The following is a 26,599-nucleotide window of genomic DNA, read 5'->3' on the forward strand; positions in this document are numbered from 1 at the left end:
ATGCACGTCCTCGTGGTGCACAACCGCTACGCCTCGGCGCAGCCGAGCGGGGAGAACAAGGTCGTCGACCAGGAGGTGGAGCTGCTGCGCGCGGCCGGCCACCGGGTCGACGTGTTCGAGCGGCGCAGCGACGACATCGCCGGCCGGTCCCTCCTCGGCAAGGTCGCGGTGCCGCTCCTCGTGCCGTGGAACCCGGCGGTCCGCACGGAACTCGCCGCCCGGCTGCGCACCGAGCGGCCGGACGTGGTGCACGTCCACAACGTCTTCCCGCTCCTGTCGCCCGCGGTCCTCGCCGCCTGCGCCGACGCCGGTGTGCCCGCCGTCGCCACGCTGCACAACTACACCCAGGTCTGCCCGCCCGGCACGCTGCAGCGGGACGGCCGGCCGTGCACCGAGTGCGTCGGCTCCGCACCACTGCCCGCCGTCCGGCACGGCTGCTACCGCAACTCCCGCCTCGCGACGGTGCCGCTCGCCGTCAGCCTGTCGGCCAACCGGCGGCGGTGGTGGTCCGGCGTGGCGCGGTTCCTCTGCATCTCCGCGGCACAGCGCGACGTCCTGGTGCGGTCCGGCATGCCGGCCGAGCGGCTGGCGGTGAAGCACAACTTCGTGCCCGAACCGAGCACTCGCCGAGTGGGCGAGGGAGAGCATCTGCTCTATCTCGGCCGGCTCGCGGAGGCCAAGGGCGTACGGCTGCTCATGACCGCGTGGGACGAGGTCGCGGTGAGCGGCGGTGTGGGCGTGCCGCTCGTGATCGCCGGCACGGGGCCGCTGGAGCGAGAGGTGACCGCCTGGGCGGCGGGCCGGGACGACGTGCGCTATGTCGGCCTGCTGGACCCGGCCGAGTGCCAGAAGACCATCGCGCGGTCGGTCGCCGTGGTGGCTCCCTCGACGTGGCTGGAGGCGTTCGGCCTGGTGGTCGTGGAGGCGATGGCGGCCGGTGTCCCGACCGTCGCCGCCGGGCACGGCGCCTTCGTCGAACTCGTCGAGGACGGCGTCACCGGGCTGCTGCACCGCCCGGGCGAGCCCGCCTCGCTCGCGTCCCGCATACGCCGGATCGTGGCCGACCCGGCCCGCAACCGGGAGATGGGCCAGGCCGCCCGCCGCCGCTACGAGCAGGGCTTCAGCCCGGCCGTCGGCCTGGCGCGCCTGCTGGAGGAGTACCGCACCGCGATCGCGGGTCGGTCAGCACAGGCTCGCGGCGGGGAGACCCGCGCGAGCAGGGGGGATGGGGACAGCACATGACACGATGCCGACTCTGCGGCTCGGAAGCGATGGCGAGCGTCGTCGACCTGGGGGCGACGCCGCCGTGTGAGAGCTTTCTCGCCGCGGACCAACTGGATGAGCCGGAGCCGGCGTACCCGCTGCACCTGCGGGTCTGCACCGAGTGCTGGCTCGCGCAGATCCCTCCGCTGATCACGCCGGAGGAGACGTTCAAGGAGTACGCGTACTTCTCCTCGTACTCGACCTCCTGGGTGGAGCACGCGCGCACGTTCGTCGACGGCGCCGTACAGCGCCTCGCCCTCGGGCCCGATGCCTTCGTGGTCGAGGTGGCGAGCAATGACGGGTACCTGCTGAGGCACGTGGTGGACCGGGGGATCCGCTGCCTGGGCATCGAGCCGTCGGTGAACGTCGGTGCGGCGGCCCGGGAGGCGGGTGTCCCTACGCTCACGGAGTTCCTGAGCCCGGACACCGGCTCGGCCGTCCGCGCCGAGCACGGCCCGGCGGACCTGGTCGTCGCCAACAACGTGTACGCGCACATCCCCGACGTGGTCGGGTTCACCCGGGGACTGCGCGCCCTGGTCGCCGACGACGGCTGGGTCTCCATCGAGGTGCAGCACCTACTGACCCTGATCGAGGAGAACCAGTACGACACGATCTACCACGAGCACTTCCAGTACTACACGGTCGCCTCCGCGATCCGGGCCCTGGCCAGCGGCGGACTCGCGCTCGTGGACGTCGAGTTGCTGCCCACGCACGGCGGCTCCATCCGGCTGTGGGCCCGCCCGGCCGAGGCGGCCGGCGAGCCGACGCAGCGGGTGGCCGACGTACTGGACCGGGAGAAGGCCGCCGGACTGCAGGAGCTGTCCGGGTACGCCGAGTTCTCCGCCCGGGTGGCCAAGGTGCGCCGGGACCTGCTGCGGTTCCTCATCGAGGCGGCCGAGCGCGGTGAGACGGTCGTCGGCTACGGCGCCCCGGGCAAGGGCAACACCCTGCTCAACCACTGCGGCATCCGCCCCGACCTGCTCGCCTACACGGTCGACCGCAACCCCTACAAGCATGGCAGGTTCACCCCGGGCACCCGCATCCCCATCCTGGCACCCGAGCAGATAGCCGCCGACAAACCGGACTACGTCCTCGTCCTCCCGTGGAACCTGCGGGCCGAACTCGTCGAGCAGCTGTCCTTCGTGCACGAGTGGGGCGGCGCGCTCGTCTTTCCCATCCCGGAACTGAGCATTGTCGAGGGCGTCTTGAAAGAGGTCACAGCATGAAGGTCGTCCTGTTCTGCGGCGGTTACGGGATGCGGATGCGCAACGGAACCTCCGACGACGTCCCCAAGCCGATGGCGATGGTCGGGCCGCGCCCCCTGATCTGGCATGTCATGCGCTACTACGCGCACTTCGGGCACAAGGACTTCATCCTGTGCCTCGGCTACGGGGCCCACCACATCAAGGACTTCTTCCTCAACTACGAGGAGACGGCGTCCAACGACTTCGTGCTGCGGGGCGGGCGGACCGAGTTGCTGTCCACCGACATCGCCGACTGGACGATCACGTTCGCGCAGACCGGCATCGAGTCACCCATCGGGGAGCGGCTGCGCCGGGTGCGGCACCACCTGGACGGCGACGAGATGTTCCTCGCCAACTACGCCGACGTGCTCACCGACGCCCCGCTCCCCGAGATGATCGACCGGTTCGCCGCGCGCGACGCCGGGGCGTCGATGATGGTGGTGCCGCCCCAGTCGTCGTTCCACTGCGTGGAGCTGGGCGAGGACGGCCTGGTGGGAGGCATCACCGCGGTCAGCGAACTGCCGCTGTGGGAGAACGGCGGCTACTTCGTGCTCCGCCAGGAGATCTTCGACCACATACCCGGGAACGGGGACCTGGTCGCCGACGGATGCGCCCAACTGGCCAAGCGGGGGCGGCTGGTGGCGCATCAGCACCGCGGCTTCTGGAAGCCGACCGACACCGTGAAGGAACGCGCCGCACTCGACGAGGCCTATGCTCGGGGCGACCGCCCATGGGCCGTGTGGGAGCGGGACCGCGCCGGAGCGAGAGCGTGATCCGGCTCGGGGCCGGGCCCCTGGACCGGATCGTCGCGGTGGGCGCGCACTGCGACGACATCGCCATCGGCGCCGGCGGCACGCTGCTGACCCTGTGCCGGGCGCGGCCGGGCATCCGTGTCGACGCGCTGGTGCTCTCCGGCGGCGGCAGCGAGCGCGAGCAGGAGGAACAGGCCGCGCTCGCCGCCTTCTGCCCGGGCGCCGACCTGCGGCTGACCGTGCACAAGCTGCCGGACGGCCGGTTCCCGGCCCACTGGGAGGAGGCCAAGTCCGCGGTCGAGGAGCTCCGCACGCAGACCGACCCGGACCTGGTCCTCGCGCCGCGCACCGACGACGCCCACCAGGACCACCGCGGCCTGGCGAAGCTGATGACCACCGCGTTCCGCGACCACCTCGTGCTCGGCTACGAGATCGTCAAGTGGGACGGCGATCTCGGCCGGCCGGCGGCGTACCAGCCGCTGGCGACGGAGACCGCCGAACAGAAGGTGCGGCTGCTGCAGGAGCACTACCCCTCGCAGCGGCACCGGCCCTGGTACGACCGGGAGGCCTTCCTCGGCCTGGCCCGGATCCGCGGCATCGAATGCCACGCGCGCTACGCCGAGGCGTTCGCCGTCGCCAAACTCACGCTCAACCTGGGGGGTTGAACCTTGCGCGTACTACTGACCGGACACCAGGGCTATCTGGGCACCGTGATGGCCCCGGTCCTCAGGGCCGCCGGCCACGAAGTCACCGGCCTCGACGCCGGCCTGTTCGCCGACTCCGTCCTCGGCCCGACGCCCGCGGACCCGCCGGGGCAGCGGGTCGACCTGCGCGACGTCACGGCCGACCACGTGGCCGGGGTGGACGCCGTCATCCACCTGGCCGCACTGTCCAACGACCCGCTCGGCTCGCTGGCGCCGGAGCTCACCTACGACATCAACCACCACGCGTCGGTACGCCTTGCCCGACTGGCCCGCGACGCCGGAGTACGGCGCTTCCTGTACGCGTCGACCTGCTCGGTCTACGGCGCCGCCGGCGGTGACGACCTGGTGACCGAGGACGCCCCGCTGCGCCCGGTGACGCCGTACGCGGAGTCGAAGGTGCGGGTGGAGGACGATCTGCACGCGCTGGCCGACGGCGACTTCACCCCGGTGTTCATGCGCAACGCCACCGCCTTCGGCTACTCGCCCCGGCTGCGCGCCGACATCGTGCTGAACAACCTGGTGGGGCACGCCCTTCTGTCCGGCGAGGTCCTGGTGCTCTCCGACGGCACCCCCTGGCGCCCGCTGGTGCACGCCGCCGACATCGCACGGGCCTTCACGGCCGCGCTGACCGCGCCGCGCGAGGCGGTGCACGACCGGGCGTTCAACATCGGCAGCGAGATCAACAACGTCACCGTCGCCGAGATCGCCGAACAGGTCGCCGAGGCGGTGACCGGCTCCAAGGTGGTGATCACCGGCGAGACCGGTGCCGATCCGCGGTCCTACCGGGTGGACTTCTCCCGGTTCCGCGCCGCGATCCCCGGCTTCGACTGCGAGTGGACGGTGAAGCAGGGCGCGCTCGAACTCGCCGACGCCTACCGGAAGTTCGGGCTGACCCGGGAGGACTTCGAGCAGCGCTTCACCCGGCTCGCCGTGCTGCGCGCGGCGTCCGAAGCCGGCGCCGTCGACGACACCCTGCGGTGGCGCCGATGACCGCAGTCGGCGAGGAGATGCATGCGCTGGTGGAGCGGCTGTACCCGCTCTGCCGCAGCATCACCGGCGACGGTGTGCGCGCCACCCTGGACATCGTCGGGGAGTACATACCGCTGCAGGTGCACGAGGTGCCGACCGGGACCCAGGTCCTGGACTGGACGGTGCCGCAGGAGTGGAACATCCGGGACGCGTACATCGCCGACTCCGCAGGCGAGCGGGTCGTCGACTTCGCCGCGTCCAGCCTGCACGTGCTCGGCTACAGCGTGCCGGTGTCGGCGACCATGCCCCTCGCAGAGCTGCGCGGACACCTGCACACCCTGCCGGACCAACCGAGTTGGGTGCCGTACCGCACCAGCTACTACAAGCCGGAATGGGGATTCTGCCTGGCCCAGGAGACCCTGGACGCGCTCCCGGACGGCGAGTACGAGGTGCGCATCGACTCCACCCTCGCCGACGGCCACCTCACCTACGCCGAGTACGTGGTCCCCGGCCAGGTCGCCGACGAGGTCATCGTCTCCTGTCACGTCTGCCACCCCTCGCTGGCCAACGACAACCTGGCCGGCATCGCGGTGGCGACGTACCTGGCCCGGGCCCTTGCGGAGCAGCCGACCTACTACACCTACCGGTTCCTGTTCGCGCCCGGCACCATCGGGGCGATCACCTGGCTGGCCCGCAACGCGGAGCGGGTGGACCGGCTCAAGCACGGCCTCGTCCTCGCCTGCGCCGGGGACCGGGGCCAACTGACGTACAAACAGAGCAGGCGCGGCGACGCGGAGATCGACCGGGTGCTGCAGCATGTGCTGACCGCGTCCGAACGCCCGCACCGCATCACCGAGTTCACCCCGTACGGCTACGACGAGCGGCAGTTCTGCTCGCCCGGGTTCAACCTGGGCGTGGGCTCGCTCACCCGGACCCCGTACGCCGGCTACCCCGAGTACCACACCTCGGCCGACAACCCGGACTTCGTCTCCCCGGCGGCGATGGCGGACACCCTCGCCGTCTGCCGCGAGGCGTTCGCCGTCCTCGACCGCAACCGGCGGTACGTGAACCTCAGTCCCTACGGCGAACCGCAACTGGGCCGGCGCGGGCTGTACGACGCGCTCGGCGGCCGCAGCGACACCAAGCAGGCCCAGATGGCCATGCTCTGGGTGCTCAACCTCTCCGACGGCGAGCACAGTCTGCTGGACGTCGCCGAGCGGTCAGGGCTGCCGTTCGACACCGTCGCCGCGGCGGCCGATGCCCTGCGCGGCGCCGACCTGGTCAAGGAATGACGCCCATGACCACCCAGGGGGACAACCAGCGGACAACGGCACCACCGGCCCGGTCCGCCAAGCGGGCCCTCGTCGGCCGGCTGTCCTGGGGACTGGCCGACCAGGCGGCCTCCAGCATCAGCAACTTCGCCGTGGGCATCTACGTGGCCCGCTCGCTGGGGGTGACCGCGTTCGGCGTGTTCAGCCTCGCCTGGGTGACCTACGGCGTGGTGCTCAACGTCTCCCGCGGCCTGGCCACCGACCCGCTCGTGGTGCGCTTCAGCGGCGTGCCGGGAGCGTCCTGGCGCGGCGCGGTGGCCCGCTCGACGGGTACCGCCCTCGGTGTCGGCGCGGCCCTCGGCGTGGTGTGCCTGGCGGCCGGGCTCGCCCTCGGCGGCCGCGTGGGGCCCGCCTTCGCCGCCCTGGGTCTCATGTTGCCGGGGCTGCTGCTCCAGGACGCCTGGCGGTTCGCGTTCTTCGCCGCCGGCACCGGGCGGAAGGCGTTCGTCAACGACGTCGTGTGGGGCATCGCACTCGTCCCGGCCATGGTGGTGGCGGCCCACGTGGACACCGTGGCCGCCTTCGTGCTCGCCTGGGGCGCGTCCGCCACGGTGGCCGCCGGGTACGGCTACCTCCAGTCCGGCATCCGGCCGCACATGGCGCAGGCCCGCGGGTGGCTTCGCGAGCAGCGCGATCTCGGCTACCGGTACCTGGTCGAGAACGTCAGCCTCAGCGGCGCGAGCCAGGTGCGGGCGTACGGGCTCGGTGTGATCGTCGGGGTCGGCGCGGTGGGCGCGGTGCGGGGCGCCGAGCTCCTGATGGGCCCGTTCCTCGCCGTGCTGATGGGGCTTTCGCTGGTCACCGTCCCGGAGGCGGCACGGGTGCTGCGGCGGGCCCCGCACCAACTGGGCAGGTTCTGCCTCCTCCTCGGCGGCGGGCAGGCCGCCGGCGCGCTGCTCTGGGGCTCGGCGCTGCTGCTGATGCCGAACCGGCTCGGCGAACTGGGGCTCGGCGACGTCTGGCACTCCTCCTCGCACCTCATCGTGCAGATCACCCTGAGCGTCGCGGGAGCGGGCCTCGGCACCGGCGCGGCGGCCGGACTGCGCGCGCTCGGCGCGGCCCGGCGCAGCCTGCGCTGCCAGCTGTTCGCCTCCGCCTGCTACGTCGGCGGCGGGCTCGGCGGGGCGGCCGCCGCCGGAACGGCCGGCTCGGCCTGGGGCGTCGCCGCCGCGACCCTCAGCGGCTCGGCCGTCTGGTGGCTGCAACTGCGGTCCGCCCTGCGCGAGCACCACCACAACCCCGTTCCCGAAGTGAGGACCTCATGACCGCCCGACCCAGGCTGAGCATCGGCCTGCCCGTGTACAACGGCGAGGAGTACCTGGCCGAGTCGTTCGACGCCCTGCTCGGCCAGACCTACGAGGACTTCGAACTGGTCGTCTCCGACAACGCCTCGACCGACGGGACCGAGGACATCTGCCGCAAGTACGCCGCGCAGGACTCCCGCATCCGCTACCACCGGCTGCCCCGGAACATCGGCGCCACACCGAACCACAACCACGTGTTCGCCGAGTCCCGCGGCGAACTGTTCAAGTGGGCCTCGCACGACGACCTCTACGGCCGCGACCTGCTGCGGCGCTGCGTGGAGGCGCTGGACGAGCGCCCGGACATCATCCTCGCGCACACCGGCCAGGCGGTCATCGACGGCGACGGCCAGGTGACGGTCCCCTACGAGTACACGCTCGCCACCGACTCGCCGCACGCGCCGGAGCGCTTCCGCAGCCTGCTGTTCGAGCCGGGCGGCGACGACTTCTACGGGGTGATGCGGGCCGAGATGCTGCGCCGCGTGAAACCGATGGACAGCTACCACCACGCCGACCGCACGTTCGTCGCCGAGATCACCCTGCACGGGCCCTTCCACCAGGTCCCGGAACTGCTGTACTTCCGCCGCGACCACCCCACCCGCGCCGAGCGGGCGAACCCGTCCAAGCGCTCCCGGTGCGTCAACCTGGACCCGCGCCGCGCAGGCCTCCTGCACCCGACGCCCCGGCTGCTCGCCGAGTACGTCTGGGGCTTCGCCTCGGCGATCCGGCGGGCGCCCCTGTCCCCGGCCGACCGGCGCGCGTGCTACCGCCACCTGGCCGCCTGGATGACCAGCAGGGTCCGGCCGGGCGCCGGCGAGCGGGTCGAGGACCGCGCCCCGGTCGACCCGGCCCTGCTCACGGTCTCCGTCGACGCCCTCGTCGCCGGCCGTGAGGGGAGGCAGCGATGACGTCCGCGGACGGAACTCCGGTGCGCGTCGGGGTGTTCGGCCTGCTCGGCTCCGGCAACCTCGGCAACGACGGATCGCTCGAAGCCGTCCTCGGGTACCTCCGCGCCCAGCACCCGGACGCGGTCGTGGACGCGCTGTGCGGCGGGCCCGAGGCCGTGACGGCCCGGTTCGGGATCCCCGCCACCCGGATGCACTGGAACCGCGCCGAGTACCGCACCGCGTCACGCGTGAGCGCGATCGCCGCGAAGGGGCTGGGCAAGTTCGTCGACATCTTCCGCACCGCCGCCTGGGTGCGCCGCCACGACGTGGTGATCGTGCCGGGCATGGGCGTCCTGGAAGCCACCCTGCCGCTACGGCCGTGGGGCTTCCCGTACTCGCTGTTCCTGCTCTGCGCGAGCGGCCGGCTGATGCGCACCCGGGTCGCGCTGGTCAGCGTCGGCGCCGCCGAGATCCGCAACCGGCCGACCCGCGCCCTGGTCCGCTGGTCGGGCCGCCTGGCCGCCTACCGGTCCTACCGGGACGCCCAGTCCCGGGACGCGATGCGGGCGATGGGCGTGAACACCGCGCGCGACGAGGTCTACCCGGACCTCGCCTTCTCCCTGCCCACGCCGCCGGTGAGCGCGCCCTCGGGCTCGCCGGGCACGGTCTGCGTCGGCGTCATGGACTTCCACGGCGGCAACGACGACCGCGCCCGGGCGGACGAGATCTACCGGCGTTACCTCGACGGGACGATCCGGTTCGTCCGCACCCTGGTCGAGGAGGGCAGGCCGGTCCGGCTGCTCACCGGCGACCGGTGCGATGCGACGGTGGTCGCCGCGATCCTCGACGCGGTGGACTCCCCGCTGGTCACCGCCGCCGAACCGGCCTCACTGGCCGACCTGATGAACGAGATGGTGGCCGCCGACACCGTAGTAGCAGTCAGGTACCACAACCTGATCTGCGCGCTGAAGACCGGAACGCCGGTGCTCGCGCTCAGCTACGCGGCGAAGAGCGACGCGCTCATGGACCGGATGGGTCTGGGCGCGTACTGCCACCCGGCGCGCGAGGTCGACGCCGACCGGCTCCTTGAACAGTTCCGGGCGCTGGAGAAGCGATCGCCCGAGCTGCGGCAGACCCTCGCCGAGCGGAACCTGGCCGCCGCACGCCAACTGCAGGACCAGTTCAGCTCGTTGACCACGGCCGTGTTCCCCGCGACCCACCACACCCACGCCCGCCAGGAGTCTCCATGAAAGCGACCGAAGTCCCGGAGATCGCCGGCGCGTATCTCTTCGAGCCGACGCCGTACACCGACGAACGCGGCTTTTTCTGCCGCACCTTCGACGCCGACGTGGTCCGCTCGGTGGGCCTCGACCCGGACGCCTTCGTCCAGGACAGCCTGTCCCGCTCGGTCCGGGGCGTGCTGCGCGGCCTGCACCTGCGCTCCGGCGCCGGCGAGGCCAAGCTGGTGCGGTGCTCGTACGGGAGGATCTTCGACGTCGTTGTGGACCTGCGGCCGGACTCTCCCACCTACCGCAACTGGGCCTCCTTCGAACTCACAGGAGAAACACAACCAACTCTTTACATTCCCGCGGGATGCGCGCACGGTTTTCAAGCACTGACCGACACCGCCGACACCTCGTACCGGATCGACCGCCCGCACGATCCGGCCGAGGACGTGACGATCGCCTCCGACGACCCGGAGCTCGCCATTCCCTGGCCGCTGCCGGTCGCCCTGATGTCCCAACGGGACCGAGAGGCGCCCAGCCTTGCCGAGGTCCTGAAGCACAGAGAAAGTTGAGGTCCCGTGGACACCGAAGTGCTTGACCTGCCCCTGTCGCGGACAGCCAACGAGCGACTGCACGCCATGATCCCCGGGGGCGCACACACCTACGCCAAGGGCGACGACCAGTACCCCGAGAACCTGGCCCCGGTCATCAGCCACGGCAGCGGTGCCCACGTGTGGGACGTCGACGGCAACCGATACATCGAGTACGGCTCCGGCCTGCGGTCGGTCAGCCTCGGCCACGCCCACCCGCGCGTGGTCGAGGCGGTACGGCGGGAACTCGACCGCGGCAGCAACTTCGTCCGGCCGTCCATCGTGGAGGTCCAGGCCGCGGAACGCTTCCTGGCCACGGTGCCGACCGCCGAGATGGTGAAGTTCGCGAAGAACGGCTCCGACGCCACCACCGCCGCGGTGCGTCTCGCCCGCGCCGCCACCGGGCGCCCGCGGGTGGCCCTCTGTGCCGACCATCCGTTCTTCTCCGTCGACGACTGGTTCATCGGCACCACACCGATGTCCGCCGGCATCCCGGCGGCGACCAACGAGCTCACCGTGTCCTTCCCCTACGCCGACCTGGCCGCCACGGAGGAACTGCTCACCCGGTACCCGGACGAGATCGCCTGCCTGATCCTGGAACCCGCCACCCACACCGAGCCGCCGCCCGGATACCTCGCAGGCCTGCGCGAGCTGGCCGACCGGCACGGCTGCGTACTGATCTTCGACGAGATGATCACCGGCTTCCGCTGGTCCGAGGCGGGCGCCCAGGGCCTGTACGGCGTCGTCCCCGACCTCTCCACGTTCGGCAAGGCGCTGGGCAACGGATTCGCCGTCTCCGCGCTGGCCGGGCGCCGCGACCTGATGGAACGGGGCGGACTGCGTGATTCCGGCGACCGGGTGTTCCTGCTGTCCACCACGCATGGTGCGGAGACGCACTCCCTGGCAGCCGCGATGGCCGTGCAGGCCACCTACATCGAGGAGGGCGTCACCGCGCGGCTGCACGCCCTCGGCGAGCGGCTGGCCGCCGGTGTCCGCGACGCCGCGGCCGCCATGGGCGTCGGTGACCACGTCGTCGTCCGGGGCAGGGCCAGCAACCTGGTCTTCGCCACCCTCGACGGGAACCTGCAACCGTCGCAGCAGTACCGCACCCTGTTCCTGCGCCGACTCCTCGCGGGCGGGGTGCTCGCCCCGTCGTTCGTGGTGAGCAGCGCTCTCGACGACGCGGACATCGACCGCACCGTCGATGTGGTGGCCCAGGCGTGTGCGGTGTACCGGAAGGCACTGGACGCCGCCGACCCGACCGCCTGGCTGGCCGGGCGGGCGGTGAAGCCCGTGTTCCGCCGCCTGGCGTGACCTGACCTGACCTGACGTCAGCGGCGCTCCCGCCGGCCCGTGTCGGTCATCCGCTCGACCCTCTGGCCGGCCATCCGGTCGGCCATTCGGTCGACCAGCCATGCGGTCGCCGGTATCACCGCCAGCGCGGTGCACCAGCCGCCGAGGGCGTCGGTCGGGTAGTGCGCGCCCAGGCCGACCTCCGCCCAGCCCATGGTGGCACCGGCGACCAGCGCCGCGGCGAGCACGAGTGACGTGCCGGCCGCCCTGCCGAGGCCGAGCCGACCGGTCGCGAGCAGCGCCGCCATGAGGGCGAGAGCGGTGAAGAACGCGGTGTGCCCGCTCGGGTAGGACAGGTTGCCCGGGCCGTGGATGGTGCGTCCCACCACGTGCTTGAGCAGCGTGGTCGTCCCCACCGTCAGGCCGGTGCCGACGGCGACCAGCACCGCCGCGCGGGGCCGCCGAAGCAGCAGGCAGCCCGCCACGCAGGCCACGATCACCATCGCCGATCCCGCGGGTTCCCCCAGGAAGTCCAGGGCCAGGGCGACGTGCCGCCACGGCGCCCGCACACTGTCCGCCGTCGGCCGGATGATCCACCTGTCCACCCTGCCGGGCTCGCTGTGGCCGGCGTACAGGACACCGAGGACGACGACCACCAGCGTGGCGAGCGCTGCGATCAGCCCGAGGCACGCGCGCAGCGACGGGGGCAGCAGCGCACGCGCCGCGAACTGGCCCGGGCCGGCTTCCAGGTCCGCTCCTGCCAGGCGATCCAACGCGAGCCCCCCGTCGTGTCCGCCCCCAGCCTCTGCTTGCCACCCTAACCGTTTGCGGGTGGTCCGGGTGGTCCGGGAGGGGACCAGGCAACCGACTTGAGGCTCTGGAAGAACCGAGCTTCCGTGACGACGGCGCCGCCGGTGAAAATCCCCTCGCCGAGCGGCCCACGCTCATTACTCTGCCGCTCATGCCCAGCGCCACAAGCCCCGCCGACACCATGGTCCAGCGCCTCTTGTGCTGCATCTGCGGCCAGAGCACCGCCGACGCCGACGACTACGTACTCCTCGGGATCAGCGCCCCCGGCATCCCCACCGAGCAGTGGCTCGCCGCACACGCCGAACACCTCAACAGCACCCTCGCCCGCGGCTTCTCGGTCGACTCGACCAGTCACTCCGGAGCCGCTTCGCCTGCTGCGCTGCCCGTCCCGGCGCCGGAGTCCGTCCCGTGTCCGGGCGCGGACGGGTTCGCCGTGTGCCGCGGTCGGACCCATGCGACGGTCCTCGGGAGCCACCTCGCACGGTTTCGCAAGATCAATGTCAGCAAGTCTTGATGTCACTGGCTCGCCTGGGAGATGGGTGAGACGCGTGTTCGTCGCGAGCGAAGACGACTGCGGGCCACTGCCGCTACTGCCGTGGTGTGCCCATGAACACGACTGAATACGACACCGGATGGACGGCCCACCCCTCCTGGGCATGCCGACGAGCGCGCCATGCTGGAGGCGTGGCTGGGCTTTCACCGTGCTTCCCGGTAGCCGGATGCGGCCGAACCCGTCGGTACTCCAGTTGGTCGTCGTCCGGTTCCTGGTGAACGATCCGTGGGACGTGCCGCGGTCGGTCATCGAGCACCTGGCCGCGCAGTTGCAGGCCGAGGACGCATCAGCGGTGAAGCGGTACACCGAGCGGGAGCGGGCACGGTGACCTGCAGGGTTGCGTGCGGGCGGAGTCCTATCCGGCCAAGCCGTGCAGGAGTGTGTCGACCAGCCGCTCGATCCGGTCCTCCTCGATCGGTTGCCGGACGAGCAGCGCCCTGAAGTGCAGCGGTGCGACCATTAGTTCGAGGGCAAGCTGATGATCGGTGTCGGCTGCCAGCTCATGGCGGTCGATGGCGCGGTCGACGATGACTCGGGTGACGTCGTAGCGGGTCTGCCAGAACTGGGCGCGGCTCGCGGCCAGTTGGGCATCTTCCTCGACCGTGGCCATCGCCTGGGCCAGCGCGGCGCCCAGGGGGGTGTTCAGGTAGGCCGCGATGAGCCGGGCCAGGGCGACCATGTCGTCGCGGAGGTTTCCGGTGTCGGGGACCGGTAGTTGTTCCTGGCTGTAGGTCAGCAGTGCGTCCAGGATCAGGTTCTGCAGCGTGCCCCAGCGCCGCTGGATCGAGGTGGCGTGGACGCCCGACCGTCGGGCGATCTCGCTCACCGTCAAGCCGCTCGCGCCGTTCTCGGCGAGCGCTTCCAGGGTCGACCGCAGGACATCGGCGCGGACCCGCGCGGACCGGCCGCCCGGACGGCGGGATGCCTCTGCCTGGTCGCTCATCTCGTTCTTGCTCACCACATCACGTTAACGCACGAATCTTGCGTTTGTGCCCGAGGGGGCGTAGCGTCCGCTAACGCAGAATATCTGCGTTAGTGACTCTGTCGCGGAAAGAACGGAAGGAGTCGTCATGCCCTACCAATGGCCGCTGGACGCGTCGGAGCTGTTCGGCGAGCGGTATCCGCAGATGGTCAACACCGGACTGCCGGTGACCGACGTCGACACCGTGCGTGCCGCGGTCACCGAGATGTGGGCGGACGCTCCGGGCGGCTGGGTCCATGAATGGTCGAAGCTGGCAGCGGCCTACGCCGACGCGGGAGCCCATGAGCAGGCGGCGCTGGCCTACGGATGGGCGAAGTTCCCCACCCTGGCCGACGAGAGCAGGCGCGTCGCGCTCGCCAGGCAGCTTGAGCAGTATCAGCTCGCCGCTCCCGGTTTCGGGGTGCGGTTCGAGCGGTACGTGCTGGATCTGCCGTACCGAGGGGACACGACCAGCGTCCCGGTCCATCTGTTCGCGCCCTTCGACCTTCCTGCCGGTCGGCCGGTGGTGCTCGCCAGCGGAGGCGTGGACAGCTGGAAGATGGACGTGCATCAGCTGATGGTGCTCCTCGCCACCCACCTGCGTGCCCCGGTGCTGGTGTTCGACATCGCGGGAACCGGCGAATCGACGGTGCCGATGACCGGCGCCGGCGGCGCGGAGATCGTCAGCGGGCTGATCGAGCACGCTCGGTCGCTGGGCAACGGCGTGGTGGCGCACGTGGGCATCTCGATGGGCGGATACTTCTCGGCCCGATCGGGTCTCGGCGGTGAGGTCGACGCCGCCGTGGTGCTGGGCGGGCCGGTCGAAGCGGCGTTCACCGATGCGCGCAAGGACGCCTTCGGCATGGACGGGATCGTCGGCAACGCGATGGGCTTCGACGCGCCGCCCACCCCCGGGGAACTGGCCGTAGGCAGGGCCGAGTTCTCACTTCGTCCGCTGCTCGACCAGGACCGCAACGGCCCCATGCTGGTGGTCAACGGCGCCGACGACGTCCATGTGCCCCAGCACGACACCCTGGTGTTCCAGGGCCGCCGCGACACCGTCGTGAACCTCGTTCCCGACACCGGGCACTGCGCTGTGAGCAAGCTGCCCGAAGTGTTCCCGACGATCATCGGCTGGCTGGACCGCACCCTGACCGCCACCGCGGAGACGGACCGGTGAGCCCAGTGGGCTCGACGGATGTCCTTGAGGAGCACATCGCCCGGCTGGGTCGCTGAGGCCGCTGGCTTGAGGGCCTGCCTGCCACGGACAAGGCGGCCGCCCAGGGCCTGGACGAGGGTTCCGCTCGACGACGGCGCTCATCGACGCATCACCTCTCGTCCTGGCCCGTTCAGCGCCCCCGGTCCCGCCGGCTGCGATTCGAACCGCTGCCGCCGAAGAGCCGGACACCTCGGCACGGGAACCGGCCGAAAAGTGAATCGTCGTGTGTTCTCATGCACCTGATGTGACGTCAATTAACTCAGCGCCTGGTCAGTTTCAGTCCGCGCGCATTCAGGGCCACCTTCCCTGTACGGTGCCCGCTCTTCGCGCGTGCCCTCCAGGCCTGGTGTCAAGCGCCGTCGTGACTCCCGCGAGCGCGGGTTGCCTGGAGGGCGACGCTGCCTCCCAGGCAACCGATTTGAGTCCTAGAAGCACCCGAGCTTCTGTGGACTGTAGGAAGCAAGAAGGTTCTTCGTCTGCTGGTGGTACAGCCCTTGCGCGCCCCTGACCAGTGAAAATGCGTAGCTCGCGGGGGAGTTGCCGGACTTCGGCCCGCGTACGGTCCGCATCTTGGTCGTGGGTGCGTAGGTCGCGCATGGAGTGGAGTGGCTACGAAGCGTGTCGGTATCCGCGAAGTCGAAGGGCGAAGAGATCTTCTTGAAGTCGTCTACCGAGATGCCCTGACCTGCAGAGATGCTTTCAGTACCGACCCTGACCTGCGTGAATCACCCTTTCAGGCTCTTTCGGTATCGTGCCGCGTCACGCAGCCCATTCTCCCCACGCGCTCCCCACGGCGGCTCGTACTCCCCGGATTCTCCCCAGGAGGATTGCCGGATGATGATCGTTGGGCGTGTTCCGGAAGGCCCGCCGACCAGGTGCGCTGGTCATGCTTCGTGGCCGGTCGCGGGACGGAAGATGCTGGTGCACTGCTGCAGGGGCTGTGCCAGTGCAACCACGGGCGCGCCCTCGCGGTTGCGCGGTCGGTGCGCTGCCTCCCGGGGGCGAGGGAAGGACTCGAAGCGCTGCGTGGTGCGGGGCGGACGCTCGGCATCGCGACGAACGGGGCGGGGGACATCGAACGGGCCAAGCTCGCCGTGAGGGGTGCGCGGCGGGGCTTCGTACGGCGTGGGTGGCCCATGGCCGTACATGGACCGATGGCCCCCGTGAGCCCGATATCGTCGTGCGGGGCGTCGCGGAGGCCATCAAGATGATGCGGGCGGCGGCAGGCTGTTTAGCCTGATCGGGCCCTGTGCCGAGGTCCCGTACGGGGCACCTCCCCGCCCGCTGCGGTACGCCGCGCCTTCTCCCGGGAACCTCTCCTCCGCACCTGACCGACGGAGATAGGAGGTCCCATGTCGCAGGAGGCTGCCGAGGCGGTTGATCCGAAAACCGATGCGGACGAAGAGGCACTGGAGCGTGCCATCGCAGCGGGCCGGTCCGGCGCTCAGCCCGGCGGGACGGACAATTCGAGCCCGCAAAACGCTCTGACCCGGTCCGACGGAAGCCCGGCTGCCCGCAGGCAGCCGAGCGGGGAGTAGGAGGCGCGCCGTGGCGCTGAGGTTCAAGAACAACTACGAGCGCGAAATCTGGGCGATGGTCGAGCGGTACCAGCCCAACTGCTCCGCCAGCAGCAACTGGCTGAAGGAGGGCTGGTGGCGGATCGGCCCCGGGGAGACCGCCGTCGTCTACGGCGGTGACGCAAACGCCGTCAACCCGATCTGGTACTGCTACGCCTACGCGGGCGACGGCATCGAGTGGCGGGACAAATACCAGGAGACGGTCCCGCACAGTGCCTTCGAGTGGTGTTCGAACGTCTCGGACGCGAGCTCGCGGACGATCCTCATGACGGAGTTCACCGCGACCGCCCCGGACTTCACGTTCAACTTCAACCCGTAGCCGGCAGACCCGACCGACCTGGTCCGCCCGCCCCGCCCCAGGCGGCCGGGCGGACGGTCGAGTCAGGCTCGCCGTCCGGGCTCGGAGCCACCACGCGGTGGACGACTGGCTGGAGCGCGGGCTCAAGGGGCGCGACGAGAAGGGCACGATCGGCAAGAACCGCTCGATGGCGAACAAGCACCTGCTCCCGTTCCTCGGCAAGGCCAAGCTGAGGGAACTGAGCGCGGACGACATCGACGACTCATTCGGCCGGGACGCGGTGAAGTCGCGTTGCAGCATCGGCGAGGTCGGGAGCGAGGGCGGCCAGCAGTTCGACGGCCTCGCTCACAGCCGTTCGACAAGCGCAGCAGTCATCACCCCAGACTGCCGCACCCGAGCAGGCCACATTCAGACTGACCGCCTGATCCACGACCTTCACCCCTGCCCCCAGAGCCTCTGCCCGGCTCAACCAGGGGCGAGCCGCCCCAGCAACCCACGCGATGAAGCTGCCGCCAGACCTTCCGGACTCCGTAGACGCCGCCGAATTCCTCGCGACACGAAGCCTGCGTGACCTGCCTCGCCGTCCTGCGCCGCTCCATCGCGCACGCTCAGCGCCGGGACAAGGCCGCGCGGAACGTCGCCCTGCTCGTCACCGCACCGGAAGGGGCGCCCCGGCTGTATGTCTACCTCGTGGTCTCGCTCCTCAGCGGCGTCCGCACGGAAGAGGCGCGACCCCTCACCTCGACACGATCCACGGCGATGTCCCCACACCCGGCCGAACGCTCAACTCCCGTGCCGGACACGGCCATCAGTGCCGATCCACCTCATTGTGTTAGCCGTTGTAAGGCCAAGCGGCGGTCAGTGACCGCGCATGCGTTGGTCGTACTCCGCTGCTGTGTCCAGACCCATCGCGGCGCGGCGCTCGTCGAGCTGGTCGGGGTCGGCAACGGGCTGTAGGCGCTGGTTCGAACCGTCTGGGTCGTCGGTGTACTGCGTTCCGTAGAGCTGGGGTTCACCGGCCGCGACTAGGACCCGGTCAGTGAGGTAGGCGAGCTGGCGTGCAGTGGCGTCTCCGGTCGCGACTGCCACCTTGAGGAGTTCGAGCGCCTGGCGTTGGAAGGCGGGGGCGAGGTCGGCGTGCTGGGCAATTCACTAGTCAAGTCCTCTGTCGGAAGGGCATTGTCGGATTCCGAACTGCCCTGCGCAGGTCCGCTGGCCGCCCAGGCTTGGTCGGCTTCGCGGCTCCGGGCGTGGAGAGCAGCGTGCTCTAGGTCTTGGGGTCGGCGAAGCCGTGGACGGTAGCGGCCGGGCAGCGGGGCGTTCAGCCCGCCGCAGTTTCACTTGTCGCGGTGCCCGGGCCGCGACGACGTTGTCGGCCGATGCGTGCGGGCTTCCACCAGTTGGCGGGTCCTAGGAGTGCCATGACTGCGGGGACGAGGATTCCGCGGACGAGGATCGCGTCGAGGATCGCTGCTGAGGCGATGCCCGCGCCCATGAGTTTGAGGATGGTGACGTGGGAGGTCGTGATGGCAGCGGTGGAGATGGCGAGGGCCGCTGCGGCGGAGGTCATCAGCCGGCCGGTGCGGGAGATGCCCTTGATGACGGCCGCCTGGTTGTCCAGGCCGCGGTCGAACTCCTCTCTGATTCTGCCGAGGAGGAAGACTTCGTAGTCGATGGACAGGCCGAACGCCACGGCTAGGGTGAACAGCAGCAGACTTGCGTCGAGGGAATCGGTGACGGTGAACCCGCCCAGCACGTCCGCCCCGTGTCCGTACTGGAAGATCCACACGATCAATCCGAGATCGGCTGCCAAGCTGATGACGGCCACCGCGAGCGCTTTCAGGGGTGCCATTGCACTGCGGATGAACGTGGTGAGCGCGGCCAGCAGGCACGCACCCATCGTCAGCGCCACCCACGGCAGCGCGCCGCGCACCGTGTCTGTGGTGTCGGTGATCTGCGCGGCCCGACCACCTACCAGGACCGGGCCCGGCGCGGGAGTCTTCCGCAACTCATCGACCAAGCGCGCGCCCTGGGGCGTGTCGGGTCCCACCGTCGCTGCCACCAGCACTACCGCCGGACGCTGCTCCCGCTCCGCCTGCCCAGGCTCGCCCGCCGAAGAGGTGGACACCACGCGCATCGCACCCACATGCGGCAGCCGGGCCACGGCGGCCGTGTAGTTACTAAGGCCCGCGTCCGGCCGTTCCAGCACCACCACCTGGATTCGCTCCGGGGGCGCCTCAAAGCGCCCGCGCACGTCCGCGGCCGCAGCGGCGGCCGGGGCCGTCGGGGCCAGCGTCCGCTCGTCGATCGCGCCCAACCGCAGGCCCACCGCTGGCCAGGCCATCATGACCAGAATCGCCAGCGCCCCCATGCCTGTCGCCGCAGGCCGGGCGGTGACACGGCGGGCGAGCTCGTGCCAGAACCGGCTGGCCTCGCCGATGGGAGCCCGGCGCAGGTGGCGCAGCGGGTCGGCGCCATCGACGCGATCACCCAGCAGCGTCAACGCGGCCGGCAGGACCGTCAACGCGGCCAGCGCCGCCAGCAGCGTCACCGCCACACCTGCAAGAGCCAGCGCGCGCAGCAGCGGAACGGGGATGGTGGCCACCGCCACCAGACATGAAGAGATCACTGCAGCCGAACAGAACACGCAGCGACCGCAGGTACTGAGGGCTACTTCCAGTGCTCGGGCGCGCGGCATCCCCTTTGCGTGCTCTTCTCGGTAGCGGGCGAGGACGAACAAGGTGAAGTCGATCGACAGACCGAAGCCGATGGCCGCGGCCGCATTGACCGCGAACGCGGACACATCACTCACGTGGGCCAGCAGACCCAGCAATGGCACACAGCAGACGACGGCCAGCACAGCGACTACGAGGGGCAGTGCGGCCGCAGCCCACGAACCGTAGGTCAGCAAGAGGAGGATCATGATGAGCGGCGCGGCCCAGAGTTCGGCCCGCAGCAGGTCGGCTCCGGCCTGCTGGTCGATCTCGGCCGTCGCCCATGAGGCTCCGCTCGCGTCTACCCGCATCCCCGGCACCGCCTCCCGCGCCTTGGGTACCAGACGCAACGCCGCTTCCTTCCGGTCCGCGTCGCTGCCCGACAGCGAGACCGTCACCAGTCCGGTGCGCCCATCGCGCGACATCAGCCACGGATCTCCCGTGGCAGCCGACTGCACCGTACGCACAGCCGGCTCGTCCGCCAGCAGACGGGCAACGACACCGGCACCGGCTGCAACCGCCGACCGTGCGCCCCCATCGCGCACAGTCAGGGCGAGCATCAAATCCGGGGTGCCGACACCCAGCAATTCAGCCTGGGTCTGAGCCCTGGATGACTCGGTGCCTGTGGCGATGGTCCCTCCAGCACCGAAAGCGCCGGACACCGCTGGGAGACTCAGGAGCGCCGCGACCAGCGCAACCGCCGCGCACGCCACCACCGCCCAGGCACGGGACGCCGACCACGTCCCCCTCCCTGTCCCATCCCCGATGTGTACTGACATACCCGCACTAACGATCAAACCGCACAACAGTGATGTTGCTCCTGGCCGGAAGGCGGCCCAGCAGCCGAACCGAGAGGGCTGCCTGCTCTGTCTGCTCCGGGGGCGGCAAGTGTGGATTCAGTGGTGAAGGGTGAGATTTTCGTCCCGCGTGTTGGGCAGTTGCATCGGCCTGGCAGCGGGCGCGGCGTCCAGAGCGGTGCGGCGCCGCCGGCACAGGCGGTCCAGGACTTGCGCCCCCGGTTCCGCGCCGCGGAGCAGGGATGGTCCGGAGCCGACGAAGCGTGAGCAGACGCCCACGTGCGCGTCGTGAACATCCGTTAGGACCTCGACCAGGCGCTGGTGGGCGGGGCGCAGGGTGGAGGGTTTCGCCGGTGCGGCCATGCCCCACCCGCGCAGGCTCTGCACCAGGACCCGGTGATCGGCCGACCACAGACCGGAGAATCCTCGGGGAGCCTGTGGTGGGGACATCGAGGGCCGGACGGTGTCGTGGTAGTCCTGCGCGTCGAAGGACGCGGTGATGCGCAGGGCGGACGCGCTGGCGCGCAGGAAGTGGGCAGTGCTTTCCAGGCCGAGGGCGGAACCTGCGGGCGAGGGGGCCCGAAGGGCGTGCCGCAGGGCGACGACGGTCGCCTGGGTGAGGGCGAAGAACAGCCGGTGTCCTTGAATCCAGCGTTGGCGCACCGTGGCCTGTGTCCGAGGCTCAGAGTTGTCCGCTCGTGGGGTCAGCCCGGCCGCGTGCGCGGCGAGATCGAGGTCGGGCTCCGTCAATGATCCGTCCGGGTGCCGACAGAAGGCCCGGACTGTGGCGAGGGTGTCGTCGAGCGCGCCGATCAGCAGGGGCGCGGGGGCGCAGGCGCACCGTGCGACCGCGAAGTATTCGTCGAATGCGGCTTCGCGGGGGTCGCGTTCGGGGAGCCGGCGGTGGTCGGGGGGTGTGTGGTGACGGTCCAATCCGTACGCGGCCTCGCGCAGGGTCGCCAAGTCGTGGGGCAGGTGCTGAGGCGGCGCGAGCCACAGCACGGATTCGCTTGTCATCTGGGCCATTTCAATAGTTTTTATGCGGTACGTTACCCGGCATGTCAGTGACTCTTGGTGATGTTTCGTTTCGCAGCGCAATCGGCGAGGTCGCCGCGATCCTTGAGGACTACTGGGAGGATCTGCGCGAGGAACGCCTGCCGGTGACGCCGGACCTTCGCCCCGGGGACGTGCGTGCGATGCTGCCCGACTGCGTACCGGTGCACGGCGAGCCGATCGTGAACGTGCTGGCCGATGTACGGCGGGTGGTGATGCCCGGGCTCGTGCACTGGCAGCACCCTTCGTTTCTTGGCTACTACCCGACCCAGACCAGTCCCGCGTCCGTGGTCGGCGAGCTGTTGGCCTCGGGTCTGGCGGTTCAGCACATGATGTGGTCGACGGGCCCGGCCGCCACCGAACTCGAGGAGGCGGTCCTGGACCATCTCGCGGTCGCGCTGGGCCTGCCGGAGCGCTTCCTGAGCACCGGGGATGGCGGTGGAGTTCTGCAGGACTCCGCGTCCTCGGCGGTCCTGGTGGCCGTGGTCGCCGCCCTGTACCGGGCCTCAGACGGGCGCTGGCGCGAGCACGGCACCGAAGGGCGCTACCGCCTGTACTGCACCGACCAGGCAAACTCCTGCGTCCCCAAGGCTTCACGCATTGCCGGCCTGGGAGAACCGACCCAGATCACCACCCTGGCGGGCACCTGCGAGATGGACCCCCGCGCCCTGCGCGAGCAACTGGCAGCCGATCGCGCCGCAAGCGTAGTACCCGCGATCGTGGTCGCCTCGGTCGGCACCACGGGCACCTGCGCCATCGACCCGGTCGCCGCCATCGCCGCAGTGTGCCGCGAGTTCGGGGCCTGGCTGCACGTGGACGCAGCCTACGCCGGTTCGGCCGCAATCTGCCCGGAGAACCGCTGGATCAACGAGGGCGTCGAGCACGCCGACTCATACGCAGTGAACTGCCACAAGTGGCTGCTCACGGGACCACCGTGCGACGCCATGTGGGTAGCCGACCGGCACAGCCTCACCGCCGCCATGGACATCCGCCCCCCTTTCCTGCGCAACCAGGCCAGCGACTCAGGCAACGTCACCGACTTCCGGGACTGGCAGGTGCCGCTCATGCACCCCTTCCGCGCCCTGAAACTGTGGTTCGTCCTGCGAACCCACGGCGTCGAGGGCCTGCGCGCACATATCCGCGAACAACTCTCCCACGCCGCGCTGCTCGCCGGCCTGGTCCGGGATGCCCCCGGCTTCGAACTGATCTCGCACTCACTCGGACTGGTGTGTTTCCGCCTCGCAGGCGACAACGCCCGCACCGAGCACCTACGTACCGAGCTCGACGCCACCCACCAGATCCTGGTAACGCCCACTACCGTGGACGGCCGCTACATCCTGCGCGCGGCCCTGGGCTCTCGTCTGGCGTCCCAGACGTCCGTACGCAACGCCTGGGCGCTGGTACGCGAGATCGCTGCCTCGATTCCCGACGACCGGCCCACGCTATCCGAAACGTCACCGACGACCTCGGTAGGCGCCCGGTGGCCAGGGACGTGCCCGTAGGCCGCCACGCCCCCGGCAGGCCGCGACCCTGGACATGAACAAATGGGATCCGGCCCCATCGGCGCCCGTCGATGCGCCCGGATCCCAGGACAAGACGCGCTTCGTGAGCACAAGCCCATGCCCCACATCCTCGCTATGCGAACGACATTCAGCGGAGAACACCGTGCACGACCATGACGATGCGACCGCGACGGGCGAACGCTGGTTCGACTACGCGGCGGTGCACCCACACACGAGCATGGAGATCGGCGGGGTGGCCGTGGTCGCCGGCCCCGCGCCTTCGACCGTCGAACTGCACTCCTTGATCGACTTGATCCGGGCGGCCCACCCGCCGCTGCGCGACCGGGCCCGCGCACGCGGCGCGAACGTGGGCGGCCCGACTGAGCCCGCCGATCACCTTGAGGAGATCGCGCTGCCCGTGCAAGGCGGTGACGTCGCACTGCACGCTGCGATCGAGCGCGTGTGCGCCCAGCCGCTGACGGACGTCACCTGGGGCATGACCCTGCTCCACGGCCACCGTGACAACGAGTTCGCTCTGCTCCTTCGCGCCCATCACGGCCTCCTGGACGGCATGTCCCTGATGGGGATCACACTCGCCGCGGCGCGGGAACCCGGCCTCCCGCGCCGCCGCACACCTCCCGTGCCCTCACCCTCCTGGACGACTGCCCGCGTGCGTGCCCTGGTCCGCGCGGTCACCGGCCTCGCGCTGCCCGCGCACGCCATCAGCCTCGGCCCCGCCCGCGTCCAGGCCCCGACCGGCCCACCCAGACGCCTGTGGGTGCACACGCCGCTGCCTCGTATGAAAGCCATCGCGCGGGCAGGCGGCACCAGCCTCAATGACGTCTACCTGGCCGCCCTCGCCGGCGCCCTGCGCCCCTGGCTGCCCGACCGTGCCACAGGCACCGTGCGGGCGATGGTCCCCCTCAACACCCGGCGCAGCCACACGAGCACCGCGCTGGGCAACTTCCACCGCGGAGTCCCCGTCGCCCTGCCCTGCCACCTGCCCACCGCCACCGAGCGCCTGGCCGCCACACACCTGGCCACCGCGAACATCCGGACCGGCCGCCGCGACCCCGACGCGGACGTCCTGTTCGAAACCCTGCCCACGCGCTGGCACGGCCGGGCCCTGGCGCGGGCCCTGGACCCGCGGCGCACCACTATGGTGGCCACCCATGTCCCCGGTCCAGCACGTCCCCTCGAACTCCTCGGTCACAGCATTCGCGCCTTGCTGCCGCTGATGTTCCTGCCCGCGGGACACCACCTGTCGGTCTGTCTGGGCGAATACGCCGGAACCGCGTACCTGGCCGTCGTCGCCGACCCCGGCCTGCCCAATGCCGACGAACTCCCCGCCCTCTGGCTTGCCGAACTCGACGCACTCGAAGTCGTCCTCACGCACCCACGACGACCTTCGAATGCCGGCGCCCGGTCAGCGTAGTGGCAGCCGGGTCGTACTCGGACTCCGGCTCACCACGCAGCGGATCACCGGAGCGGACAGTCCCCAGGCCCGTTCTTCCAGACCGGCAGGGTGGCTTCGTACCTCCAGCCGTCGCGTAGCTGGCGCCGGTGCCAGAGGATCGCGACGACCTCCTGGTCCCTGGGCAGGACTCGAACCGGCACGGGGACCGCAGGATCGGCGACGGCCGGGCGCGCCCCCCTCGGCCTCGGCGGCCCGCAGTCCGTCGTACATCAGCTCGTCGGTGCGCGGGTGGCGGGCGGTGAGGTCCATTTGCGAGAACGCGCCGTCGTGGATACGCAGCGCCATTTGGTCGCGATGGAGGACGTCGAGGATATGCCCGGTGCCGCGCACGAGACGGCCCATCTCGGAGATGTGCATGGTGTCACCCGGCCGTGCGTACGTAAGCAGTTCGCGAAACTTCGGCCGCTGGAGGGGGTAGAGGCGGCGGGAGGTGGCGCCATCCTCCTCGAAGATGACCGGGTCCTCGATACCGGACTCGTCCAGGACGAGTTCTGCCGGGCGGTCGAGACCCGCTTGTACGACCATTGGCAGTCGCGCGCACCGACGGGGTTGGGCAGCGGGCCACAGGGGAAGTCTCCGTCCCGCGGACCGTCGACTGAAGTGGAGCCCCTGTGACGTAAGCAACCGCTGTCCGAGCTGGGCGTAGCTCCTTTGGAGGGACTGGCTGAGCTGCGACTTCGGCAAACCGATCACGCGACGTACAGCTGCTCGTTGGTCGAACACCACAGGCGGCTCCACCAGCCGTAACCAAGATCGGCTGGACGGTCGCCGCTGGAGAGTGCGGAGCGTCCAGAAGGATCACGTATCACGTGCGAGTCCGCAGGTCTGCGCTGGTGAGGCGGTCCCTCCCGAGGAGCTGCACCCATGGCACAACCCTCGCGCATGCCAGCGGGGCCCGCTGCTCCGCAGCTCCCCGTTGGCGCCGAGCTGCCGGAACTTCATGCCGTTCGTGTAGTGGGTGTCCCACTCGGCGGGCGTGGTGTAGGCCACCGGGAGGCTCCTTGCCTGACATCGGGTCAGATGAAGGTGTCGGCGCGCAGGGCGCGAAGGGTACGCAGGCCGCGTTCGAGGAGCTCCGGGTCGTCGTGGGTGTGCCCGTAGGCGATGCCACTGATGGCGTCCAGTGCGGCCTCGCACCGCAGGCGCTGGCGGTCGCCGTTGGTGAGGGGCCGCCCGTAGCCGGTGAAGAACGCTTCGAACAGGTCCGGCCGGCCCTGCCAGATGTCGGCCAGGCGGGCGAAGTCCCGCACAGCGGGGCTGAGTTCACTGCGCTCGAAGTCGATCAGCCCGACGCGCAGGAGGGAGTCGTCTGGAGTGGTGAGCAGGATGTTGCGGGGCTGCAGGTCGCCCAGGGTCGGTACCCACACCGGTGCGGGCAGGGTGTCGCGCAGGGCGGCCAGGGCGAGGACGAGGTCCTTGTCGCCGTCGGCCAGGAGGGGGCGGGCGGCGTCGAGGTAGCGGTGGAGTTTGCCCGGACCAGGCGGCCGGGCCGGGCTGGGGGTGGCTGCCTGGTGGTAGCGCGCGGTGAGATGCCCGACCTGCCGACAGACCTCGCACTCCGTCGCCGTCGGCAGTACCTGGCCGTGTACGGGACGCCCGGGCAGCTCGGTGAGGATCACCGTGCGGTGCGCGTCGTCGGCCGCGACCAGCCGCGGGGCGGCCGCGCCGAGGACGCGGGCCCAGTGCCGCAGAGCATGCACTTCACGCCGATGGAACCGCTGGTTCTGGTGCTGCTTGACGTACCAGGCGCCACTGTGCTTGCCGGTGGCCCGCCACACTCTGCTCTCTGCCCGCGGCCACGAGCTGTCCGACCATGTGCCGATCGGGCCGATGGCACGCTCGGCGAAGTCACGCACCGCCTCGTCCGGTACCACCCCGCCGTCGGCTGTCCGGCCGTGGGCGCGAGGGTGAGCGGGTCGGTTGCCGGGTGGTGGGCGATGGGGTCGCCGGGCTGCTGGAAATGGACGGCGAGGGTGGCGCCGGCGCGGTAGGCGTCGATGCCGGCCCGGCAGTAGGCCACCATCGGCTCGGGCAGCGCATCCAGCGGGAACCAGTCCATGGCGTCGCACTTGTCCGGT

At 70.6% G+C, this 26,599-nt stretch carries 25 protein-coding genes; 18 read left to right on the forward strand and 7 right to left on the reverse strand.

All coding sequences use genetic code 11. The annotated features are described in order from the left end of the window. From SSP29_RS42895 to SSP29_RS42945, 11 genes are read left to right on the forward strand one after another with little or no spacing between them, the layout of a single operon-like run. Nucleotides 1–1,242 carry a glycosyltransferase family 4 protein gene (locus SSP29_RS42895; RefSeq protein ID WP_089106394.1) on the forward strand — a complete coding sequence of 414 codons (1,242 nt, stop codon included), beginning with the start codon at nucleotides 1–3 and terminating at the stop codon, nucleotides 1,240–1,242. Next, nucleotides 1,239–2,489, forward strand: coding sequence for a class I SAM-dependent methyltransferase (locus tag SSP29_RS42900; RefSeq protein ID WP_089106395.1), 1,251 nt, complete (start codon nucleotides 1,239–1,241; stop codon nucleotides 2,487–2,489). The genes SSP29_RS42895 and SSP29_RS42900 overlap by 4 nt, the downstream gene beginning before the upstream one ends. Continuing rightward, on the forward strand, nucleotides 2,486–3,280 hold the full coding sequence (locus SSP29_RS57490; protein WP_089106396.1) for a sugar phosphate nucleotidyltransferase: 795 nt from the start codon (nucleotides 2,486–2,488) through the stop codon (nucleotides 3,278–3,280). The genes SSP29_RS42900 and SSP29_RS57490 overlap by 4 nt, the downstream gene beginning before the upstream one ends. Then, the gene (locus SSP29_RS42910) at nucleotides 3,277–3,924 is read left to right on the forward strand and encodes a PIG-L deacetylase family protein (RefSeq protein WP_089106397.1); all 648 of its coding nucleotides are present in this window, start codon (nucleotides 3,277–3,279) and stop codon (nucleotides 3,922–3,924) included. Before SSP29_RS57490 ends, SSP29_RS42910 begins: the two co-directional genes overlap by 4 nt. Before the next feature lie 3 nt (nucleotides 3,925–3,927). Next, on the forward strand, nucleotides 3,928–4,953 hold the full coding sequence (locus SSP29_RS42915) for an NAD-dependent epimerase/dehydratase family protein (protein ID WP_089106398.1): 1,026 nt from the start codon (nucleotides 3,928–3,930) through the stop codon (nucleotides 4,951–4,953). Further along, nucleotides 4,941–6,224: a DUF4910 domain-containing protein gene (locus SSP29_RS42920; protein WP_089106399.1), complete on the forward strand. Its 1,284-nt coding sequence runs from the start codon at nucleotides 4,941–4,943 to the stop codon at nucleotides 6,222–6,224. Before SSP29_RS42915 ends, SSP29_RS42920 begins: the two co-directional genes overlap by 13 nt. Beyond that, a complete protein-coding gene (locus SSP29_RS57495; RefSeq protein ID WP_438363842.1) occupies nucleotides 6,221–7,528 on the forward strand; it encodes an MATE family efflux transporter in 1,308 nt (435 codons plus the stop codon). The genes SSP29_RS42920 and SSP29_RS57495 overlap by 4 nt, the downstream gene beginning before the upstream one ends. Beyond that, nucleotides 7,525–8,472, forward strand: coding sequence for a glycosyltransferase family 2 protein (locus tag SSP29_RS57500; RefSeq protein WP_089106401.1), 948 nt, complete (start codon nucleotides 7,525–7,527; stop codon nucleotides 8,470–8,472). The genes SSP29_RS57495 and SSP29_RS57500 overlap by 4 nt, the downstream gene beginning before the upstream one ends. Then, entirely contained in the window at nucleotides 8,469–9,701 is a 1,233-nt protein-coding gene (locus SSP29_RS42935; protein ID WP_089106402.1) for a polysaccharide pyruvyl transferase family protein, read from the forward strand. The genes SSP29_RS57500 and SSP29_RS42935 overlap by 4 nt, the downstream gene beginning before the upstream one ends. Further along, on the forward strand, nucleotides 9,698–10,249 hold the full coding sequence (gene rfbC / locus SSP29_RS42940; protein WP_089106403.1) for a dTDP-4-dehydrorhamnose 3,5-epimerase: 552 nt from the start codon (nucleotides 9,698–9,700) through the stop codon (nucleotides 10,247–10,249). The genes SSP29_RS42935 and rfbC overlap by 4 nt, the downstream gene beginning before the upstream one ends. Before the next feature lie 6 nt (nucleotides 10,250–10,255). After that, the gene (locus tag SSP29_RS42945) at nucleotides 10,256–11,581 is read left to right on the forward strand and encodes a glutamate-1-semialdehyde 2,1-aminomutase (RefSeq protein WP_089106404.1); all 1,326 of its coding nucleotides are present in this window, start codon (nucleotides 10,256–10,258) and stop codon (nucleotides 11,579–11,581) included. Between the two features lie 17 nt (nucleotides 11,582–11,598). Here SSP29_RS42945 and SSP29_RS42950 read toward each other — a convergent pair whose 3' ends face one another. After that, nucleotides 11,599–12,333, reverse strand: a complete 735-nt coding sequence (locus tag SSP29_RS42950) for a phosphatase PAP2 family protein (RefSeq protein ID WP_150136036.1) — start codon at nucleotides 12,331–12,333, stop codon at nucleotides 11,599–11,601. A gap of 188 nt (nucleotides 12,334–12,521) precedes the next feature. Here SSP29_RS42950 and SSP29_RS59220 point away from each other — a divergent pair, with 188 nt between their 5' ends. Then, the gene (locus SSP29_RS59220) at nucleotides 12,522–12,884 is read left to right on the forward strand and encodes a hypothetical protein (protein WP_150136037.1); all 363 of its coding nucleotides are present in this window, start codon (nucleotides 12,522–12,524) and stop codon (nucleotides 12,882–12,884) included. Between the two features lie 187 nt (nucleotides 12,885–13,071). Beyond that, nucleotides 13,072–13,251 (forward strand): DUF4158 domain-containing protein, encoded by a 180-nt coding sequence (locus tag SSP29_RS52670; RefSeq protein ID WP_145969021.1) that lies wholly within the window; start codon nucleotides 13,072–13,074, stop codon nucleotides 13,249–13,251. A 27-nt stretch (nucleotides 13,252–13,278) separates the two neighbouring features. Here SSP29_RS52670 and SSP29_RS42965 read toward each other — a convergent pair whose 3' ends face one another. After that, nucleotides 13,279–13,881 (reverse strand): TetR-like C-terminal domain-containing protein, encoded by a 603-nt coding sequence (locus SSP29_RS42965; protein WP_089106405.1) that lies wholly within the window; start codon nucleotides 13,879–13,881, stop codon nucleotides 13,279–13,281. A 112-nt stretch (nucleotides 13,882–13,993) separates the two neighbouring features. On the opposite strand from SSP29_RS42965, the gene SSP29_RS42970 reads away from it, so the two are divergent. The 3 genes from SSP29_RS42970 (at nucleotide 13,994) to SSP29_RS60545 (ending at nucleotide 17,549) form a co-directional block, all read left to right on the forward strand. Next, a complete protein-coding gene (locus SSP29_RS42970; RefSeq protein WP_089106406.1) occupies nucleotides 13,994–15,064 on the forward strand; it encodes an alpha/beta hydrolase family protein in 1,071 nt (356 codons plus the stop codon). A gap of 1,587 nt (nucleotides 15,065–16,651) precedes the next feature. Beyond that, nucleotides 16,652–16,999 (forward strand): DUF1036 domain-containing protein, encoded by a 348-nt coding sequence (locus SSP29_RS42975; RefSeq protein WP_089106407.1) that lies wholly within the window; start codon nucleotides 16,652–16,654, stop codon nucleotides 16,997–16,999. 97 nt (nucleotides 17,000–17,096) lie between these two features. Beyond that, on the forward strand, nucleotides 17,097–17,549 hold the full coding sequence (locus SSP29_RS60545; RefSeq protein WP_089106408.1) for a tyrosine-type recombinase/integrase: 453 nt from the start codon (nucleotides 17,097–17,099) through the stop codon (nucleotides 17,547–17,549). 287 nt (nucleotides 17,550–17,836) lie between these two features. Here the strand turns inward: SSP29_RS60545 and SSP29_RS42990 are convergent, their stop codons facing one another. The 3 genes from SSP29_RS42990 to SSP29_RS43000 form a co-directional block, all read right to left on the reverse strand. Beyond that, nucleotides 17,837–18,127, reverse strand: a complete 291-nt coding sequence (locus tag SSP29_RS42990; RefSeq protein WP_368669290.1) for a DUF6624 domain-containing protein — start codon at nucleotides 18,125–18,127, stop codon at nucleotides 17,837–17,839. Between the two features lie 172 nt (nucleotides 18,128–18,299). Continuing rightward, nucleotides 18,300–20,354 carry an MMPL family transporter gene (locus SSP29_RS42995; RefSeq protein WP_167450143.1) on the reverse strand — a complete coding sequence of 685 codons (2,055 nt, stop codon included), beginning with the start codon at nucleotides 20,352–20,354 and terminating at the stop codon, nucleotides 18,300–18,302. Nucleotides 20,355–20,588: 234 nt separating this feature from the next. Further along, complete coding sequence (locus tag SSP29_RS43000) at nucleotides 20,589–21,506, reverse strand: 3-methyl-L-tyrosine peroxygenase-related protein (RefSeq protein ID WP_145969023.1); 918 nt, start codon at nucleotides 21,504–21,506, stop codon at nucleotides 20,589–20,591. A 41-nt stretch (nucleotides 21,507–21,547) separates the two neighbouring features. Between SSP29_RS43000 and SSP29_RS43005 the strand changes: the two genes are divergently transcribed. Beyond that, nucleotides 21,548–23,044 carry a pyridoxal-dependent decarboxylase gene (locus SSP29_RS43005; protein ID WP_089106411.1) on the forward strand — a complete coding sequence of 499 codons (1,497 nt, stop codon included), beginning with the start codon at nucleotides 21,548–21,550 and terminating at the stop codon, nucleotides 23,042–23,044. Nucleotides 23,045–23,207: 163 nt separating this feature from the next. Beyond that, nucleotides 23,208–24,479, forward strand: a complete 1,272-nt coding sequence (locus SSP29_RS43010; protein WP_107436380.1) for a wax ester/triacylglycerol synthase domain-containing protein — start codon at nucleotides 23,208–23,210, stop codon at nucleotides 24,477–24,479. On the opposite strand, the gene SSP29_RS60550 is transcribed toward SSP29_RS43010, so the two are convergent. Then, nucleotides 24,471–25,046 carry a recombinase family protein gene (locus SSP29_RS60550; protein WP_150136039.1) on the reverse strand — a complete coding sequence of 192 codons (576 nt, stop codon included), beginning with the start codon at nucleotides 25,044–25,046 and terminating at the stop codon, nucleotides 24,471–24,473. The genes SSP29_RS43010 and SSP29_RS60550 overlap by 9 nt on opposite strands. A 491-nt stretch (nucleotides 25,047–25,537) precedes the next feature. After that, nucleotides 25,538–26,590, reverse strand: a complete 1,053-nt coding sequence (locus tag SSP29_RS61425) for a phosphotransferase (RefSeq protein WP_368669289.1) — start codon at nucleotides 26,588–26,590, stop codon at nucleotides 25,538–25,540. Between the last annotated feature and the right edge of the window lie 9 nt (nucleotides 26,591–26,599).

The organism is Streptomyces hyaluromycini, assembly GCF_002217755.1.
In the GTDB taxonomy this organism is placed as follows: Bacteria; Actinomycetota; Actinomycetes; order Streptomycetales; family Streptomycetaceae; genus Streptomyces; species Streptomyces hyaluromycini.